Raw genomic sequence first — 19,037 nt, 5'->3', positions numbered from 1 at the left:
CGTGGCCGCACGCACCAAGGCGCGCAAGCGTGCCCTGGAGCTCCTCTTCGAGGCCGAGCAGCGGGGCATCAACATCGGTGCCCTGCTCGAGGAGCGCATCGCCGCCCCCACCACGCAGCACCCTCTTCCGGAGTATGCCGTGGAGCTGGTCCGCGGGGTGCTGGGGCACTGGACGGTCATCGACGAGGCCCTGACCACCTACTCCCAGGGCTGGTCCCTGGAGCGGATGGCCGCCGTCGACCGTGCCGCCCTGCGCCTGGGCACGTGGGAGATCGTCTGGAACGACGAGGTGCCCGACGCGGTCGCGATCAGCGAGGCGGTCGCTCTCGTCGAGACCATGTCCACCGACGACTCCCCGAAGTTCGTCAACGGCCTCCTGGCCCGGATCTCGGACGTCAAGGCCACCCTCCTCTGAGTGGGCCTCGCCCCAGCCGGGCGACAGGCTCTGCTGTCCACGGCGGCACATCCTGTCCCGCACCGGGTGGACCTCCCTTCTTAAACCTCCCCTTTTCGACCTCCCGTTTGTCCGCCATGGCAGACAAACGGGAGGTCGAAAGGCGACGGTCAGCTTGGGAGAGGGCCAACGGTCAGCCCAGGGGGAAGGGCCAACGGTCAGCTCGGGGGAGGGGGCCAGGCAGGGGTGAACTGGTTGTAGGGTGGAGCGACCGCGTTCAATCCTTTAACCACCGTCCTGCGAGGCGGGGAAGGAGCCGGGCCGTGAGTGTTGCCCACGCCACCCATCCACCGGGCCGTGAGGTCCTCACCAGCGACGACATCGCGCGCGCCCTGCGGCGCATCGCCCACGAGATCCTCGAGGGCAACAAGGGCGCCGACGGGCTCGTCCTGATGGGCATCCCCACCCGCGGCGCGCACCTGGCGCGCCGCCTGGCCGCCACCCTCCACGAGGTGGAGGGCGTGCAGATCCCGGTGGGGATCCTCGACATCACGATGTACCGCGACGACCTGCGCCGTCAGCCCACCCGCACCGTCGAGCCGGTGCTCGTCCCGCCCGGCGGGCTGGACGACAAGGTCGTGGTCCTGGTCGACGACGTCCTCTACTCCGGCCGCACCGTCCGGGCCGCCCTCGACGCGCTCGCCGACCTCGGACGCCCGCGCATCGTCCGCCTCGCCGTCCTCGTCGACCGGGGCCACCGCGAGCTCCCCGTGCGCGCAGACTACGTCGGCAAGAACCTGCCCACCTCGCACAGCGAGCGCGTCATGGTGCGGCTGGCCGAGATCGACCCGGCCCCCGAGGGCGTCACGATCGCCGGCCCCGCCGAGCCGCCGGCGCCCTCCGCATCCCCCGACTCCGGCGAGGAGGACCGAGCGTGAAGCACCTGCTGTCCATCGCCGACCTGAGCAGGGAGGAGATCGGGGCGATCCTCGACACGGCGGTCTCGATGCACGACGTGCAGAAGCGCGACGTGAAGAAGCTGCCCACCCTGCGCGGACGCACGATCATCAACTTCTTCTTCGAGGACTCCACCCGCACCCGGAGCAGCTTCGAGATCGCCGGCAAGTGGATGAGCGCCGACACCATCAACCTCACCGGCAAGGGCACCTCGGTCTCCAAGGGCGAGAGCCTGCGCGACACGGTCCTGACCGTCGACGCCATGGGCGTGGACATGATGATCATCCGCCACCCCGCCAGCGGCGCCCCCAAGCAGATCGCCGACTGGGTCCGCTGCTCGATCGTCAACGCCGGCGACGGCACCCACGAGCACCCGACCCAGGCCCTGCTGGACGCCTACACCCTGCGCAAGGAGTTCGGCGACCTCGAGGGGCGCCACGTCGCGATCGTCGGCGACCTGACCCACTCTCGGGTGCTGCGCTCCAACCTGCTGTGCCTGCGCACGCTCGGCGCCCGGGTCACGTTGGTCGCCCCGCCCACCTTGATGCCCAGCGGGATCACGGCCTGGGCCGAGCGCGACGGCTTCGCCACCAGCTACGACCTCGACGAGGTGCTCCCGCACGTGGACGCCGTCATGATGCTCCGGGTCCAGCGCGAACGGATGTCGGGGGGCTACTTCCCGACCGCCAAGGAGTATGCGGTCACCTACGGACTCTCGCCCCGCCGCCTCGATCTCCTCCCGGACCACGCGGTCATCTGCCACCCCGGCCCGATGAACCGTGGGCTGGAGATCTCCGCCGACGCCGCCGACGCCGTCAGCTCACGCATCCTGGACCAGGTCTCCGCCGGAGTCGCGGTCCGGATGTCGATCCTCTACCACCTGCTCGCCGGAGAAGACGCCCAGTGACCACCGATCCCCAGCCCTCGTCCCTGCTCATCCACGGCGCCGACGTCCTCGGCGAGGGCGTCCAGGACGTCCTCGTGGTCGACGGCGTGATCGCCGCCGTCGGTGCCGACGCCGGGAAGGACACGCCCCAGGGCACCCAGCGCACCGATGCCGACGGGCTCGTCCTCCTGCCCGGCCTGGTCGACCTCCACACCCACTTGCGCGAGCCCGGCCGGGAGGACGCCGAGACCGTCGAGTCCGGCTCCCAGGCGGCGGCCCTCGGCGGCTTCACCGCGGTCTTCGCGATGGCCAACACCACCCCCACGACCGACAACGCCGAGGTGGCCGAGCGCGTGCTCGACCTGGGCCGGCGTGCCGGCTACGTCGACGTCCACCCCGTGGGCGCGGTCACCAAGGGGCTGGCCGGCGAGGAGCTGGCCGAGCTGGGCCTCATGGCCCGCTCCCGCGCCCGGGTGCGCGTCTTCTCCGACGACGGGAAGTGCATCCACGACGCCCGGCTGATGCGCCGCGCGCTGGAGTACGTCAAGACCTTCGACGGCGTGATCTCCCAGCACAGCCAGGACCCCCGTCTGGCCGACGGGACCGCCTGCTGCCACGAGGGCGAGCTCTCCGGGCGCCTCGGGCTGCCGGGCTGGCCCTCCGTGGCCGAGGAGGTCGTCGTCGCCCGCGACGTCATGCTGGCCCGTCACACCGGCTCCCGCGTCCACGTCGCCCACGTCTCCACCGCGGGCAGCGTCGAGGTCATCCGCTGGGCCAAGCGCCAGGGGATCGACGTCACGGCCGAGGTGACCCCGCACCACCTCATGCTCACCCAGGACCTGCTCGGGGACTACGACCCCGTCTACAAGGTCAACCCGCCCCTGCGTCCGACCGAGGACGCCCAGGTCCTGCAGGAGGCGCTGGCCGACGGCACGATCGACATCGTCGCCACCGACCACGCCCCGCACGTGCGCCAGGACAAGGAGCACGCCTTCGTCGACGCGGCCTTCGGCATGCTCGGCCTGGAGACGGCGCTGCCGGTGATCAGCACCCTGATGGTCACCTCCGGCCGGATGAGCTGGGCCGACGTGGCACGCACCATGTCGGGCGCACCCGCCCGCATCGCCCGCCTGGACACCCAGGGGCAGGGCGTCGTGGCCGGGGCGCCGGCCAACCTCACGCTGGTCGACCCGACCCGCACGACCACCGTGGACCGCGCGCTGAGCCGCTCGCTGTCCCGCAACAATCCCTGGCACGGCCGTCAGTTGACCGGCGGGGTCCACATGACCATCCTGCGGGGCCGTGTCACGGCCCGCGAGGGACTGGTCTGGGGAGAGGAGCAGAAGTGAGCCAGGAGACCGCATACCCCGCGCAGCAGCGTGCGGACCTGCCCCAGGATGCGGTCCTCGTCCTGGAGGACGGCCGCACCTTCCGCGGCGAGTCCTACGGGGCCGTGGGCCGGACCGTCGGCGAGGCGGTCTTCGCCACCGCGATGACCGGCTACCAGGAGACCTTCACCGACCCCTCCTACCACCGCCAGGTCATCGTCATGACCGCGCCGCACATCGGCAACACCGGCGTCAACGGCGCCGACATGGAGAGCCAGCGCATCTGGGCCGCGGGCGTGGTCGTCCGCGACCCGGCGCTGCGTCCCTCCAACTGGCGCTCGCAGGGCGACCTGGGGTCGGCGCTGGCCGAGGCCGGTGTCGTCGGCATCAGCGGCGTCGACACCCGGGCCCTGACGCGCCACCTGCGCGACCGGGGTGCGATGCGGGCCGGGATCTTCTCCGGCGAGGACGCGCGCGCGACCACCGACGAGCTGCTCGAGGCGGTGCGGACCGCCCCCGAGATGACCGGCGCCGCCCTGGCCGCCGAGGTCTCCACCACCGAGACCTATGTGGTCTCTCCCCCCGAGGGGACGCCCGTCCGGTTCACGGTGGCGGCACTCGACCTCGGCGTCAAGGGCCGCACCCCGGCGCTGCTGGCCAAGCGCGGGATCGCGGTCCACATCATGCCGGCGGCCACGACCTTCGAGGAGCTCATGGCGATCTCCCCGGACGGCGTCTTCTTCAGCAACGGGCCCGGCGACCCGGCCAGCGCCGACCACGAGGTCGGGCTGCTGCGGCAGGTGCTCGACGCCGGCCTGCCCTTCTTCGGCATCTGCTTCGGCAACCAGCTGCTCGGCCGAGCCCTGGGCCTGGACACCTACAAGCTCGTCTTCGGCCACCGCGGCATCAACCAGCCGGTGCTGGACCGCACGACCGGCAAGGTCGAGGTGACCAGCCACAACCACGGCTTCGCCATCGCCTGGCCGCAGGGCGTGCCCACCAGCGAGCCGGTGCAGACCCCCTACGGCGCCGTGCGGTGCAGCCACGTCGCCCTCAACGACGACGTCGTGGAGGGCCTGGCCTGCGAGGACGTCCCGGCTTTCTCGGTGCAGTACCACCCCGAGGCCGCGGCCGGCCCGCACGACGCCGAGTATCTCTTCGACCGGTTCGTCCAGTCGCTGACCACCTACCACGACGAGCGGAAGAAGGACGCCAGTGCCCAGGCGTGAGGACATCAAGAGCGTGCTGGTGATCGGGTCCGGCCCGATCGTCATCGGCCAGGCGGCCGAGTTCGACTACTCCGGCACCCAGGCCTGCCGCGTGCTGCGCGAGGAGGGCGTCCGCGTCATCCTGGTCAACTCCAACCCGGCGACGATCATGACCGACCCGGGCGTGGCCGACGCCACCTACGTCGAGCCGATCACCCCCGAGATCGTCGAGTCGATCATCGCCAAGGAGCGTCCGGACGCCGTCCTGGCGACCCTGGGCGGTCAGACCGCGCTCAACACCGCGATCGCGCTGCACGAGTCGGGTGCCCTGGAGCGCTACGGCTGCCCGCTCATCGGTGCGTCGGTCCGGGCCATCCAGCTCGGCGAGGACCGGCAGCTCTTCAAGGACGTCGTGACCCGCTGCGGCGCCGAGAGCGCCCGCTCGATGATCTGCCACTCGATGGACGAGGTGCTGGCCGCCGCCGGGGAGCTGGGCTACCCGGTCGTGGTCCGACCCTCGTTCACCATGGGTGGGCTGGGCTCCGGCTTCGCCTACGACGAGGAGAGCCTGCGCCGCATCGCCGGCGCCGGTCTCCAGGACAGCCCCACCACCGAGGTGCTCCTGGAGGAGTCCATCCTGGGGTGGAAGGAGTACGAGCTGGAGATCATGCGCGACCGCGCCGACAACGTCGTGGTCGTCTGCTCGATCGAGAATCTCGACCCGATGGGCGTGCACACCGGCGACTCCATCACCGTCGCCCCGGCGATGACGCTGACCGACCGCGAGTTCCAGCGGCTGCGCGACATCGGCATCGCGGTCATCCGCGAGGTCGGCGTCGAGACCGGTGGCTGCAACATCCAGTTCGCCGTGAACCCGGTCGACGGCCGCGTCATCGTCATCGAGATGAACCCGCGCGTCTCCCGCTCCTCGGCGCTGGCGTCCAAGGCCACCGGCTTCCCGATCGCCAAGATCGCGGCGAAGATGGCCCTGGGCTACACCCTGGACGAGGTGCCCAACGACATCACCTCCCCGGCCAAGGCGCCCGGCGGCGACCAGCCGTTCTACTCGGCGGCGTTCGAGCCGACCCTGGACTACGTCGTGGTCAAGGTGCCGCGGTTCGCCTTCGAGAAGTTCCCGCTCGCCGACGCCACGCTGACCACCACTATGAAGTCGGTGGGGGAGGCCATGTCGCTGGGCCGCAACTTCACCGAGGCCCTGCAGAAGGCGCTGCGCTCGGTCGAGCGGAAGAACAGCTCCTTCCACTGGCGGGTGGAGGAGGAGCCGACGGCCGAGATGGCCCGCGCCCTGCTCGACCAGGCGCGCACGCCGACCGACGGCCGCCTCATCCTCGTGCAGCAGGCCATGCGCGGAGGCTGCACCGTCGAGGAGGTCCACGAGGCCACCGGCATCGACCCGTGGTTCCTGGACCAGATCGAGCTGATCAACCAGATCGCCGACCAGATCCGCAGCGAGGCCCGGGCCGACTCGGGCGGGCGGCTCACGCCGGAGCTGCTCCGGCTGGCCAAGCGCCACGGCTTCTCGGACGCCCAGATCAGCGAGCTCACCGGCCTGGTAGAGAGCGTGGTCCGCGGCGTGCGGCACGCCCTGGGGGTCCGCCCGGTCTACAAGACCGTGGACACCTGCGCCGGGGAGTTCGCCGCGCTGACGCCCTACCACTACTCCAGCTACGACGAGGAGACCGAGGTCGCGCCGCGCCAGCGTCCGGCCGTGGTGATCCTCGGCTCGGGTCCCAACCGCATCGGCCAGGGTGTCGAGTTCGACTACTCGTGCGTGCACGCCTCGCTCGAGCTGCGCGAGGCCGGCTTCGACACGGTCATGATCAACTGCAACCCCGAGACGGTCTCCACCGACTACGACACCTCCAGCCGGCTCTACTTCGAGCCGCTCACCCTGGAGGACGTGCTCGAGGTCATCCACGCCGAGCGGCAGGCCGGCCCCCTGGCCGGGGTGATCGTCCAGCTCGGTGGGCAGACCCCGCTGGGCCTGGCGGCGGCGCTCAAGGCCGAGGGCGTCCCGATCGTGGGCACCTCGCCCGAGGCGATCGACCTGGCCGAGGACCGTGGCGCCTTCGGCCGCGTCCTGGCCGAGACCGGGCTGGTCGCACCGCGGCACGGCATCGCCTACACCGTCGGCGAGGCGCTGGACGTGGCCCGCGAGATCGGCTACCCGGTCCTGGTCCGCCCCTCCTACGTCCTGGGCGGGCGGGGGATGGAGATCGTCTACGACGACCAGTCACTGGCCGAGTACGTCGGTCGCGCCACCCGGGCCATGCCCGACAACCCGGTGCTGGTCGACCGCTTCCTCGACACCGCCGTGGAGATCGACGTCGACGCGCTCTACGACGGGACCGATCTCTACATCGGCGGGATCATGGAGCACATCGAGGAGGCCGGGATCCACTCCGGCGACTCGGCCTGCGTCCTGCCGCCGTTCACCCTCGGCCGCAGCGAGATGGAGGAGGTCCGGGCGGCGACCCTCAAGCTGGCCGAGGCGATCGGCGTCCGCGGCCTGATGAACATCCAGTTCGCCCTCGCCCAGGACGTGCTCTACGTCCTGGAGGCCAACCCGCGCGCCAGCCGGACCGTGCCCTTCGTGGCCAAGGCCACCGGCGTGCCGCTGGCACGGGCCGCGGCCCGGGTGATGCTCGGCACCTCCATCGCCGAGCTGCGCGAGGAGGGCCTGCTGCCAGCCGAGGTCGACGGCGGGGCGATGCCGGGCGACGCGCCCTTCTCGGTGAAGGAGGCGATCCTGCCCTTCCGGCGGTTCCGCACCCAGACCGGCCAGGCGATCGACTCCATCCTCGGCCCCGAGATGCGCTCGACCGGCGAGGTCATGGGCATCGACGCCGGCTTCGGCGCGGCCTTCGCCAAGAGCCAGCTGCGCGCCGGCTCCGGGCTGCCGACCGAGGGCACGGTCTTCGTGTCGGTGGCCAACCGGGACAAGCGGTCGATGATCTTCCCGGTGAAGCGGCTGGTCGACCTGGGCTTCACCCTGATCGCGACCGAGGGCACGGCGGACGTGCTGCGCCGCAACGGTATCCCGGCCGAGGTGGTCCGCAAGCACAGCCAGGGCCACGGCGAGGACGGGGAGGCGACCATCGTCGAGCGGATCACGGCGGGCGATGTCGACATGGTGATCAACACGCCCTCGGGCCGGGACGCCCGTGTCGACGGCTATGCGATCCGCGCGGCCACCACGAGCCTCGACAAGCCGATCATCACCACGGTCCAGCAGCTCTCGGTCGCGGTGCTCGGCATCGAGGCCATGCGCGAGGGTCCGCTGCAGGTCGCCTCCCTCCAGGAGCACGCGGCCGCCCTGGACCTCTACAGCCGGCAGGCCGTGGGCACCGCCTCGGCGTGAGCGCTCACGAGCACGGGGTGAGGACGCCTCCTGGGGCTGGTCGGGCGGGCGTGACCGCCGTCGTCACGGCGGTCCGCCCGGCCGGCAGCCACGACGTCGTCAACCTCGTGGTGCCGGAGGACGACGCCAGGTGGAGCGCCGCGCGCCCGGGGCAGATCGTGGTCCGCCCGATCGACCCGGCCGCAGGGCGCCTCCTCCCGGAGGTCTTCTGGCTCGGTGGCGTCACGGTCGACGAGATCCACGGCACCAGCATCGAGCTGGTGCTGCCGCTCGAGCGCGAGACCTCCGTGGGGGAGCGGCTGCGGCTGCTGGGTCCCTTCGGCCGGGGCTTCGCCCCGCCCTCCCAGCCCGTCGACGCACTCCTGGTCGCCCACGAGGGCGGCGCCGTGCCCATGCGGTGGCTCGTGGAGATCCTCCGCGCCCGCGGGTGCGCCGTGCACGTCATCCTCAGCGCCTCCGACGCCCAGCACCAGATGGACCTCGCCCACCTGCGACGCCACGCCCGCACGGTGATCCTGGCCCTCCCCGAGGACCTCACGGCCACGGTCGACCGGGCGCTGGACGACCCCGTGATCGACCCTGCGGTGGTCTACGCGGCGGCGCCAGTCCCAGCGCTGAGGCAGATCGCCAGCTCCGCGGCGGCGCGCGGACGCAGCACCCGGGTCGCCGCCCTGGACCTCGCGGCCGGTGTGGTGTGCGGCACCGGCCTGTGCGGCGCCTGCGACCTCGACGTGCACGACGGGCGGTCCGCCTCCGTCCTGCGCCCCTGCCTCGAGGGGCCGGTCGTCCCGGGGGAGTGGCTCCTGCGAGGGGAGGCCGGATGAGCGGGCTCGAGCCGCATACCCTCCCTCCCGTCTGGTTGGGGCCCGGCGCCGTCAGCGACGCCCGTCCGTTGGCGCGCTGCGCCGACCTGACGGACGTGCCGGTGGTGGTCGGCCCCGTCGCCGCCGGCGCGGGGCGGGTCCGGACCGGGCGGACGGACCTGTTCTCCCTGGGGGTGGGAGGGGTCGAGTATGCGGACGCGCACCCGGTCGCTCCGGGCGCGGCCGAGGCGGTCCTCGCCTGGGCGGCCTCCCGCGGACTGTCGGTCGTCGTGGCCGTGCAGGGCGGGCGCACCACGGAGCTGGCCGCCGTGGTCCAGGGCCTGCGTCGCTGCGTGGACGCCGAGGCTCTCGTCGCCGTCGAGGTCGACCTGCGCACCGCGGACGACCAGACGGTCCTGCGCTCCATGGCCCGGGTGCGGGAGGCGGCTCCCCGGGACCTGCTGCTCCTCGCCCGCCTCGCCAGCGGCGAGCCGGACCTCGTGGGCCGGGCCCGGGCCGCCGTGGCGGGCGGCGCCGGTGTGGTCGTGGTCTGCGGGCAGGTGCGTCTGGGCCCAGACCGCTGGTGGGCCGGCCCCTCCACCCTGGCCCACACGCTCGCGGGCCTCAGAGAGCTCGCCACCGCCGCGGGGGAGCAGAGGTGGCCCGGTGCCCCGCTGGTCGCCTCGGGCGGCGTGCACGACACGGCGTCCGCCGAGGCCGCGGTCCGCGCCGGCGCGGACGCCGTCCAGCTCGGCACGGCCCTGTGGGCCGACCCCACCCTGCTCGACCCTCTCCGGGACGCGACCCTGCGGGCCCGGGAATCCCTGAGGAGAGATCGATGACCCAGCGCGTCGGCACCCACCACGCCGGGCCCCAGCACTTCGGGGCCCGCCTCGTCTCGGCGATGGCCAGCGCCGGACCCCTCTGCGTCGGCCTGGACCCGCACGCCGACATCCTGCGCGAGTGGGGCCTGCCCGACGACGCCGACGGCGTGCGGACCTTCAGCATGACCGTCCTCGAGGCGGTCACGGGGGCGTGCGTGGCGATCAAGCCGCAGTCGGCCTTCTACGAGCGCCACGGCTCCGCCGGGGTCGCTGTGCTGGAGACCGTCCTGGCGGAATGCCGGGACCGGGGCCTGATCTCCGTGCTGGACGTCAAGCGGGGTGACATCGGTTCGACGCTGGGCGCCTACGCCGAGGCCTACCTGGCCGAGGGGAGCCCGCTGGCGGCGGACTCCGTCACCGTCAGCCCCTACCTGGGCTACGGCTCGCTGCGTCCGGCGGTCGAGCTGGCCCGTCGGGGCGGCCGAGGACTCTTCGTCCTCGGGCTCACCTCCAACCCCGAAGGGGCGGACGTGCAGCTCGTCGGCGACCCCAGCGTCGCGGCCCGGGTGGTCGCCGACGTGGCCAGGGACAACGCGGGGCTCCAACCCTGCGGAGACATCGGGCTCGTGGTCGGAGCCACGCTGCCGCGCACGCCGGCGGAGCTGGGCATCGACCTGGTCTCGTCGGGGGCCCCGATCCTCGCCCCCGGGGTGGGCGCCCAGGGCGCCGACGCCGACGACGTGGCACGCGCCTTCGCCGGCGTGACCGAGCGCGTCCTGGTCCCCATCAGCAGGGGGATCCTGCGCGCCGGACCCGACCCGGCCTCGCTGCGGACCAGCGCGTCCACCTGGACCGAACGTCTCGGCGCGGCGCTGGGGCGCTGACCCGGGCCCGGCGCAGCACCTGGGTCGGTTGGCAGTGGCGCACGGAACTAGATAAGTTCGCTCACGTGGGCCTTCGACGCCCGCGCCCGAGCAATCCAAGGAGTGAGACCGTTGGCCCTTCCCCAGCTGACGCCCGAGCAGCGAGCCGAGGCGCTCGCGAAGGCTGCCGCTGCCCGTCGCGAACGCGCCGCCGTGAAGAATCGCCTCAAGAACGCCCAGGGTTCGCTCAAGGACGTCATCGCCGAGGGCAAGGCCAATGACGTCATCGGCAAGATGAAGGTCTCGGCGCTGCTCGAGTCCCTCCCCGGCGTGGGCCGCGTGCGTGCCCGCCAGGTGATGGAGGAGATCGGGATCTCCGAGAGCCGGCGCGTCCGAGGGCTCGGTGCCAACCAGATCGCCGCCCTGCTCGACCGCTTCGGCGACAGCTGAACGGCCAGCCAGCGCACGCTCCTGCGGACCCGGCGTCGGGGGAGCGAAGGCTGGTGGTGCTGGCCGGGCCCACCGCGGTGGGCAAGGGGACCGTGGCCGCCCACGTGCGGCAGCACCACCCCGAGGTGTGGCTCTCCGTCTCGGCGACGACCAGGCCACCTCGCCCGGGGGAGGTCGACGGGCACCACTACTTCTTCGTCGACGACGCCGAGTTCGCCCGCCTCGAGGAGGAGGGTCAGCTCCTGGAGTCGGCGGTCGTCCACGGCCGGGCGCGCTACGGGACGCCACGTGGCCCGGTGGTCCAGGCTCTGGCCGAAGGGCGCCCCGCGCTGCTGGAGATCGATCTGCAGGGGGCCCGTCAGGTGCGGGAGGCGATGCCGGAGGCGCTGTTCGTCTTCCTGGCCCCGCCGTCCTGGGACGAGCTGGTCCACCGTCTGGTCGGTCGGGGCACCGAGAGCGAGGAGGAGCGGGAGGTCCGGCTCCGCACCGCACGCACCGAGCTGGCCGCTGCGGACGAGTTCGACGTGATCATCGTCAACGACGATGTCGCCCGCGCGACCGAACAACTCGTATCATTGATGGTTGACCCCAACCCCGATAAGGATTCGTGACAGACGTGACCGGCTCCATCGCCCACCCGGACGGCATCACCAACCCCCCGATCGACGCGCTCCTGGAGCACGCCGACAGCAAGTACGCCCTGGTGATCTACGCCGCCAAGCGGGCCCGCCAGATCAACGCCTACTACGCCCAGCTCTCGGAGGGGCTGCTGGAGTACGTCGGCCCGCTCGTCGAGGCCGACGCCACCGACAAGCCGCTCTCGATCGCCCTCCAGGAGATCGAGCAGGGCAAGCTGCACGTCAGCCAGCCCGAGAACTGACCCACCGACGGCGGCCCCCAGCGTGCGCATCGTCCTCGGTGTCTCCGGCGGGATCGCGGCCTACAAGGCCGCGCTCGTCCTGCGTCTCCTCACCGAGGGCGGGCACCAGGTCCGGGTCGTGCCGACCGCGGCCGCCCTCCACTTCGTCGGCGCCGCCACCTGGGAGGCCCTCAGCGGCCAGCCGGTGACCAGCGAGGTCTGGGACGAGGTCCCCTCGGTCAACCACGTCCGGCTGGGCCAGGAGGCCGACCTGGTGCTCGTGGCCCCCGCGACGGCCGACCTGCTCGCCCGCGCGGCGCACGGCATCGCCGACGACCTGCTCACGAACACCCTCCTCACGGCCCGCTGCCCGGTCGTCATGGCCCCGGCCATGCACACCGAGATGTGGCAGCACCCCGCGACCGTCGCCAACGTCGCCCTCCTGCGCGAGCGCGGTGTCACCGTCATCGAGCCCGACTCCGGGCGTCTGACCGGCGTCGACACCGGCCCCGGACGGCTGCCGGAGCCCGAGGAGATCGTGCGAGCGGCCCTGGAGCGGGTCGAGGCAGGCACTGAGGGAGGCTCCGCGCACGAGCTCGACGGAGCCGCTGGGCAGCAGGACCTGTCCGGCCGGCACGTCCTCGTCTCCGCGGGTGGCACCCGCGAGGCGCTCGACCCGGTGCGCTTCCTCGGCAACCGCTCGTCGGGCAAGCAGGGGTATGCGGTGGCGGCCGAGGCCGCACGACGCGGCGCCCGGGTGACGCTCGCCTCGGCGAACGTCGAGCTGCCGGTGCCCGAGGGATGCACCGTCGTGCCGGTCGAGTCCGCCCGTGAGCTCCAGGAGGTCGTGACGGGGGCCGTGGCGGGGGGAGACGTCGACGTCGTGCTCATGGCCGCCGCCGTCGCCGACTTCCGTCCTGCCCACTACGTCGGGACCAAGATCAAGAAGACCCACGGCGAGGGCGACGAGAGCGCACCGGTCGTCGAGCTCGTGCGCAATCCGGACATCCTCGCCGGCCTGGTGACGGACCGCGGAGGCGCCAGCACCCCATACATCGTCGGCTTCGCCGCGGAGACGGGCGACGAGAGCGGTGACGTGATCACCCACGCCCGGGCCAAGCTCCGACGCAAGGGCTGCGACCTGCTCGTGGCCAACGAGGTCGGGGTGGACAAGACCTTCGGCGAGGACTCCAGCACCGTCCACATCCTGCGCCCGGGCAGCGAGGACGTCGTGAGCGTGGGACCGGCGCCGAAGACGCAGATCGCGCAGGCCATCTGGGACGCGGTAGCCCCCGAGCTGCCGTAGCGGCCCGCACCACCGCAGCCCCTCGACCACGACATCCACCTCCACCACCTCCACCACCTCTACCTCCTGGCCGGGTCTGTGGGAGGCCGGACGTAGACTTCTCACCTGTCAGTCAGCAGCCGCTGCACGCCGTCGAGGAGACCCATATGGCACGCCTGTTCACGTCCGAGTCCGTCACCGAGGGACACCCCGACAAGATCTGCGACCAGATCAGCGACGGGATTCTCGACGAGTTGCTCCGTCAGGACAAGCACTCCCGGGTCGCGGTCGAGACGATGGTCACCACCGGTCTGGTGCACGTCGCCGGGGAGGTCCGCACCGAGGGCTACGCGGACGTGGCGCGGATCGTGCGCGAGACGATCCTGTCGATCGGCTACGACAACTCCCACAAGGGCTTCGACGGCCGCACCTGCGGCGTCGAGGTCTCCATCGGCGAGCAGTCGCAGGACATCGCGGTCGGCGTCGACACGGCGCTGGCGAGCCGCTCCGACGACGCGGCCCACCGGTTCGATCTGCAGGGCGCCGGCGACCAGGGGTTGATGTTCGGCTACGCCTGCGACGATACCCCCGAGCTCATGCCGGTGCCGATCTTCCTGGCCCACCGCCTGGCCGAGCGTCTCTCGGAGGTGCGCAAGAGCGGCGAGCTGGACTACCTGCGCCCCGACGGCAAGACCCAGGTCACCATCGCCTACGACGGCGATCGCGCCGTGCGCCTGGACACCGTCGTGCTGTCCACCCAGCACGCCGCCGGCATCTCGCTGACCGACCAGCTCACCCCCGACATCCGCGAGCGGGTCATCACCCCGGTCCTCAACCAGGCGCGGGACACCGGGATCGACCTGGAGACCGACGGTTACCGGATGCTGGTCAACCCCACGGGGATCTTCACCATCGGTGGCCCGATGGGCGACGCCGGCCTGACCGGGCGCAAGATCATCGTCGACACCTACGGCGGCATGGCCCGCCACGGCGGCGGCGCGTTCTCCGGCAAGGACCCCTCCAAGGTCGACCGGTCCGCCGCCTACGCGGTCCGCTGGGTCGCCAAGCACGTGGTGGCCGCCGGTCTGGCCCGGCGCTGCGAGATCCAGGTCGCCTACGCCATCGGCACGGCCCAGCCCGTCGGCCTCTACGTCGAGACCTTCGGCACCGAGACCGTGCCGGTGGACCGGATCCAGGACGCCATCACCAAGGTCTTCGACCTTCGGCCTGCCGCCATCGTCGAGGAGCTCGACCTGCTCCGTCCGATCTACGCGCCGACCGCCGCCTACGGCCACTTCGGCCGGACCTCGGCCGAGGGTGTGGACGACGCCTTCACCTGGGAGCGTCTGGACCGCGTCGAGGACCTCCGCGCCGCGGTGTGAGCGCTGGCGAGCAGCTCTCGCTCGTGCCCGTCCCGCAGCCGCGGTCGGGCACCCGCTCCCGCCGCTCCGGGCCGGTCTCCGACCGTCCGGTCGCCGAGCGCGACCCGATCGCCAAGGTCCTGGTCGACACCGGCCTGGCCCACCTCGACCGGCCCTTCGACTACCTCGTCCCTGCGGACCTCGACGCGGACGCCCGGCCCGGTGTGAGGGTCAGGGTCCGCTTCGCGGGCCGGGACCACGACGGTTTCCTCGTGGAGCGTGCCGCCGCGGCCGAGCACGGGGGACGCCTCCAGCCGTTGCGCTCCGTCGTCAGCAGCGAGCCGGTGCTCACGCCCCCGGTCCTGGCGGCCGCCGAGCTGGTCGCCGCCCACTACGGAGGCAGCGTCGGCGACGTGCTGCGCCTGGCCGTCCCACCCAGGCACGCCCGTGCCGAGCGCTCGGTCCCGCCCGCCCCGGACGGGGCCGTCGGGCCGGCACCGGTTGAGGCTGACGTAGAGGGTGACCAGGCCGGGGCCGCTGGCCCCGAGAAGGTCCGCGACGCCTGGGCGACCTACCCGGCGGGCGAAGCCTTCCTGCGTCGGGTCGCTGCCGGAGAGGCGCCTGCGGCGGCCTGGACCGCGCTGCCCTGCCAGGCTCCGGACAACGACTGGCCGGCCGCGCTCGCCGAGGCCGTGGCCGCGGCCCGCGCCGGTGGCCGCGGCGCCGTCTGCGTCCTGCCCGACCACCGGGACGTCGACCGCGTGGTGAGCGCCATCGAGGCCAGGCTGGGGGAGGGATCCTGCGTCAGGCTCACGGCCGACCTGGGGCCGGAGGCGCGCTACCGGGCCTTCGTGCAGCTGCTGCGGGGCCACTCGCGGGTGGCGGTGGGGACACGGTCGGCGGCCTGGGCCCCGGTGACGGACGTCGGGCTGTTCTTCTGCTGGGACGATGGCGACGACCTCCATCAGGAGCCGAGGGCGCCCTATCCGCACGTCCGCCAGATCCTGCGGGCGCGGGCGGAGACCGAGGGTGCGGCGCTGCTCCTCGGTGGTCTGGTCCGCAGCGTCACGGTGCAGTCGTGGGTCTCCGAGGGCGTGGTCGCGGATGTCTCGCCCGCGCAGGCGCCGCTGCGTGCCGCGGCGCCCCGCGTGATCGTCGCGGGGGAGGGCCGGGCCGACGAACGGGATGCAGCCGCCCGCACGGCAAGGCTCCCGTCCGTCGCCCTGCGTGCCCTCCGTGAGGGTCTTCGCTCCGGACCGGTCCTGGTCCAGGTGCCCAGGGCGGGCTATCTGGTGTCGGTGGCCTGCGCGGACTGCCGCACCCCGGCCCGCTGCCCGGAGTGCCACGGACCCCTGGGCCTGTCGGCGGGGGGTTCACCGCCGACGTGTCTGTGGTGCACGCGCACGCCTCCGGGACCTCCGGGCTGCCGCAGCTGCGGGTCGACCCGGCTGCGGTCCCGAGGGGTGGGGGAGGAGCGGACGGCCGAAGAGCTGGGCCGCGCCTTCCCCGGCACCACGGTGATCCGCTCAGGTGGTCCGCAGGTCGTCGCAGGGGTGGGCAGCGCTCCTGCCCTGGTGGTGGCGACACCTGGTGCCGAGCCGGTCGCGGAGGTGGGCTACCGCGCCGTGGTGCTCCTCGACGCCTGGCGGCTCCTGGACCGGCCCAGCCTCGACGCCGGTGTCGAGTCGCTGCGGCGGTGGTGCGCCGCGGCCGGGCTCGCGTGCCCGGGAGCCGAGGTCGTCCTCTGCGGCGCACCGCCCCACGCGGGCATCCCGGCGGTCGAGTCCCTCGTGCGGTGGGACCCCGTCGGGCTGGCCGCCCGTGAGCTGGCCGAGCGGACGTCGCTGTCCTTGCCGCCCGTGCTGCGGCATGTCGGCGTCCGGGGCCCGGAGGACGCGGTGCAGCAGGTCGTGGCCCACCTGGACGCGGCCGGCCACCGGGCGCTGGGCCCCCAGGCAGCCGCTCCCGACGGCTCCTGCCGCGCGGTGATCCGAGAGGGTCCGGCGGGCGAGCTCGCCCGGTCCGTGCGTGAGGTGCGCGCGGGGCTGAGCCTGCGCAAGGCGGGCGAGGGCGTGCGCATGGTCCTGGACGCACCCGATCCGCTGGCGTGATCACCATCGGGTCACGGAACACTGAGTCAAGTCTCAAATACGTAACGATCCAGTCAACCTCCGGACGCATGGCTAGACCTGCGCGCGACAACGTGCCTAATGTCGTCAGCGCAATCCCCCCGGTTCGTGCTTTCAGGGGTGCGGCCATGGTGGCCGTCCCGGGGCACGGGCTACTCACTAGGAGGAACATTGAAGATCAGGCGCGCAACCATGGCGCTCGTTGCTGCCGGAGCCGTCGTGCTGGCCGGCTGCACGTCCGACCCCGAGACCGAGACCCCCGCCCCCGCCGCCACCGATGAGGGTGGCACCGACGAGGGCAGCACCGACGGGGGCGGCGCCACCGACGAGGGCGGCGCCACCGACGACGCGGGCTCCACCGACGGCGCCGGCTCCACCGAGGGTGGCGAGGGTGCGGCTGCTGGCTCGACCGGCAAGTCCGACCAGGAGTTCGAGACCAACGACGACACCGTCGTCTTCTCCACCGGTAGCGAGCAGTACAACGCCTACAACGGCGCGACCTCCTCCACCAACTCCACCTACAACTCGGTCGTCAACAACCAGCTGTTCGGTGGCTTCTGGTACTGGGGCACCGACGGTGCCATCTACCCGAACGAGTGGTTCGGCTCCTACACCGTGGAGTCCGAGGACCCGCTGACCGTCAAGTACACCATCTCCGACGAGGCTGTCTGGTCCGACGGTGTCCCGGTCACCGCCAACGACTTCCTGCTCGAGTGGGCCTCCAGCAACCCCGAGGCCCTCGGTGGCGTCGACGCGCTGGGCTTCGACCCCGTCTCGGACACCTTCGGCAAGTACGTCCCGGAGGCCCCCGAGACCGAGGTCGACTCCAAGGAGTTCACGATCACCTACCCCGAGGCCTACCCCGACTGGGAGCTCATGGTCTCCGGCGCCCTGCCCTCGCACATCGCGGCGCAGGAGGCCGGTCTGGAGCCCGCCGAGCTGGCTCAGGCGATCCTCAACGGCGACGGCGAGACCGTGGCCCAAGTCTCGGAGTTCTGGAACAAGGGCTGGCTGTTCCCGGACTACACGGTCACCGACCCCGCGCTGGTGCCCTCCTCGGGTCCCTACACGCTGGACGGTTCCACCTGGGAGGTGGGCGAGTCCCTGACCCTGGTCCCCAACGAGCAGTTCTACGGCCCGGCCCCGGCCACCGGCAACCTGCGCTTCGCGTTCGCCGCCCCGGAGACCCACGTCCAGGCGCTGCAGAACCTCGACATCCACGTCATCGAGCCGCAGGCCACGGTCGACACCCTGACCGAGCTGGAGGGCATGCAGGACACCGTCGGTGTGCTCACCGGTGACGAGATGACCTGGGAGCACCTCGACTTCAACTTCGCCGAGGGCAGCATCTTCTCCGACGAGGAGGGTGGCCTGGCCGCCCGCGAGGCCTTCGCCTACTGCGTCCCCCGCGAGAACATCGTCCAGAACCTGATCCAGCCGATCAACCCCGAGGCTGAGGTCATGAACCTGCGCGAGAAGTTCCCGTTCCAGGACGACTACCAGGAGGTCCTGGACGCGGCCTACGACGGCCGTTACGACACCGTCGACATCGAGAAGGCCAAGGAGAAGTTCGCCGAGGCCGGCCTCGAGGACGGCGTGGAGGTCCGGATCGGCTACTCCGGCCCGAACCAGCGTCGCACCGACGAGGTCACCGCCATCAAGGCCTCCTGCGACGAGGTCGGCTTCAACATCACCGACGTGGGCAACCCCGAGTTCTTCGAGGACGGCGGCACGCTCGCCAACGGTGACTACGAGGTCGCGCTCTTCGCGTGGGCCGGCTCGGGTCAGATCGCCTCTGGTCAGCCGATCTACTCCACCGGCGGTGGCCAGAACTTCGGTCAGTTCTCCAACGAGGAGGTCGACGCGGCCTGGGAGGCCCTGGCCACCTCGAACGACCCGGCCGTCCACCTGGAGCAGACCAAGATCATCGAGAAGCTGCTCTGGGACAACCTGTACGGCATCCCGGTGTTCGCGCACCCGGGCGTCGTCGGCTACGACCTGACGCTCGAGAACGTCCGCCACACCTCGGTCCAGACCGGTGTGTCGTGGAACGCCGAGCAGTGGGTCCGCGCCCAGTGATCTGACGGGACTTTCCCGCAGCCTGTGGTGAGGCTCTGAGCCGCACCACGTGTGCGCAACCAGCACGGGGCGGGAGGGCATGGCCCTCCCGCCCCGCCGCACGCCCAGCCCCTCCCGACACGCGTCCGACTCGTCGTCGACCCGGGTGACCACCACCGACGCGCCGCAGACTCCAGTGCTGTAGTCATCGCCCGCGAAGTGAAGTAGAGTCTCCCGGTCACACGCCACG

Annotated in this window: 15 protein-coding genes and 1 pseudogene; all 16 read left to right on the top strand. The window is 72.2% G+C overall.

Annotated features, from left to right (window positions below; genetic code table 11):
• Position 1: 1 nt before the first annotated feature.
• Complete coding sequence (gene nusB, locus ACTMMA_RS07510) at positions 2-415, top strand: transcription antitermination factor NusB (protein WP_441189490.1); 414 nt, start codon at positions 2-4, stop codon at positions 413-415.
• 302 nt (positions 416-717) lie between these two features.
• On the top strand, positions 718-1,332 hold the full coding sequence (pyrR, locus tag ACTMMA_RS07505) for a bifunctional pyr operon transcriptional regulator/uracil phosphoribosyltransferase PyrR (protein ID WP_441189489.1): 615 nt from the start codon (positions 718-720) through the stop codon (positions 1,330-1,332).
• Positions 1,329-2,258, top strand: a complete 930-nt coding sequence (locus tag ACTMMA_RS07500) for an aspartate carbamoyltransferase catalytic subunit (RefSeq protein ID WP_441189488.1) — start codon at positions 1,329-1,331, stop codon at positions 2,256-2,258. The genes pyrR and ACTMMA_RS07500 overlap by 4 nt, the downstream gene beginning before the upstream one ends.
• Positions 2,255-3,586 carry a dihydroorotase gene (locus ACTMMA_RS07495; RefSeq protein ID WP_441189487.1) on the top strand — a complete coding sequence of 444 codons (1,332 nt, stop codon included), beginning with the start codon at positions 2,255-2,257 and terminating at the stop codon, positions 3,584-3,586. Before ACTMMA_RS07500 ends, ACTMMA_RS07495 begins: the two co-directional genes overlap by 4 nt.
• Complete coding sequence (gene carA / locus ACTMMA_RS07490) at positions 3,583-4,794, top strand: glutamine-hydrolyzing carbamoyl-phosphate synthase small subunit (protein ID WP_441189486.1); 1,212 nt, start codon at positions 3,583-3,585, stop codon at positions 4,792-4,794. Before ACTMMA_RS07495 ends, carA begins: the two co-directional genes overlap by 4 nt.
• A complete protein-coding gene (carB, locus tag ACTMMA_RS07485; protein ID WP_441189485.1) occupies positions 4,781-8,155 on the top strand; it encodes a carbamoyl-phosphate synthase large subunit in 3,375 nt (1,124 codons plus the stop codon). Before carA ends, carB begins: the two co-directional genes overlap by 14 nt.
• The gene (locus tag ACTMMA_RS07480; protein ID WP_441189484.1) at positions 8,152-8,979 is read left to right on the top strand and encodes an iron-sulfur cluster-binding protein; all 828 of its coding nucleotides are present in this window, start codon (positions 8,152-8,154) and stop codon (positions 8,977-8,979) included. The genes carB and ACTMMA_RS07480 overlap by 4 nt, the downstream gene beginning before the upstream one ends.
• Entirely contained in the window at positions 8,976-9,800 is an 825-nt protein-coding gene (locus tag ACTMMA_RS07475; RefSeq protein WP_441189483.1) for a hypothetical protein, read from the top strand. Before ACTMMA_RS07480 ends, ACTMMA_RS07475 begins: the two co-directional genes overlap by 4 nt.
• Complete coding sequence (gene pyrF, locus ACTMMA_RS07470; protein WP_441189482.1) at positions 9,797-10,666, top strand: orotidine-5'-phosphate decarboxylase; 870 nt, start codon at positions 9,797-9,799, stop codon at positions 10,664-10,666. Before ACTMMA_RS07475 ends, pyrF begins: the two co-directional genes overlap by 4 nt.
• 111 nt (positions 10,667-10,777) lie before the next feature.
• A complete protein-coding gene (mihF, locus tag ACTMMA_RS07465) occupies positions 10,778-11,095 on the top strand; it encodes an integration host factor, actinobacterial type (protein WP_441189481.1) in 318 nt (105 codons plus the stop codon).
• A 53-nt stretch (positions 11,096-11,148) separates the two neighbouring features.
• Positions 11,149-11,706, top strand: coding sequence for a guanylate kinase (gene gmk / locus ACTMMA_RS07460; protein ID WP_441189480.1), 558 nt, complete (start codon positions 11,149-11,151; stop codon positions 11,704-11,706).
• Between the two features lie 5 nt (positions 11,707-11,711).
• Complete coding sequence (gene rpoZ / locus ACTMMA_RS07455) at positions 11,712-11,975, top strand: DNA-directed RNA polymerase subunit omega (protein WP_441189479.1); 264 nt, start codon at positions 11,712-11,714, stop codon at positions 11,973-11,975.
• A pseudogene (gene coaBC, locus ACTMMA_RS07450) lies at positions 11,914-13,260 on the top strand (bifunctional phosphopantothenoylcysteine decarboxylase/phosphopantothenate--cysteine ligase CoaBC); the annotation flags it as partial. The gene rpoZ and the pseudogene coaBC, both read left to right, overlap by 62 nt.
• A 146-nt stretch (positions 13,261-13,406) precedes the next feature.
• Positions 13,407-14,621 (top strand): methionine adenosyltransferase, encoded by a 1,215-nt coding sequence (gene metK, locus ACTMMA_RS07445; protein ID WP_441189477.1) that lies wholly within the window; start codon positions 13,407-13,409, stop codon positions 14,619-14,621.
• Entirely contained in the window at positions 14,618-16,711 is a 2,094-nt protein-coding gene (locus tag ACTMMA_RS07440) for a primosomal protein N' family DNA-binding protein (protein ID WP_441189476.1), read from the top strand. Before metK ends, ACTMMA_RS07440 begins: the two co-directional genes overlap by 4 nt.
• Before the next feature lie 210 nt (positions 16,712-16,921).
• Positions 16,922-18,808 carry an ABC transporter substrate-binding protein gene (locus ACTMMA_RS07435; RefSeq protein ID WP_441189475.1) on the top strand — a complete coding sequence of 629 codons (1,887 nt, stop codon included), beginning with the start codon at positions 16,922-16,924 and terminating at the stop codon, positions 18,806-18,808.
• Positions 18,809-19,037: the final 229 nt, after the last annotated feature.

The sequence above is a fragment of the Ornithinimicrobium panacihumi genome, from assembly GCF_052073805.1.
GTDB lineage: Bacteria > Actinomycetota > Actinomycetes > Actinomycetales > Dermatophilaceae > Ornithinicoccus > Ornithinicoccus panacihumi.
Note: the sequence above shows the minus strand (reverse complement) of the source record. Positions and strands in the feature narration are given on the sequence as shown.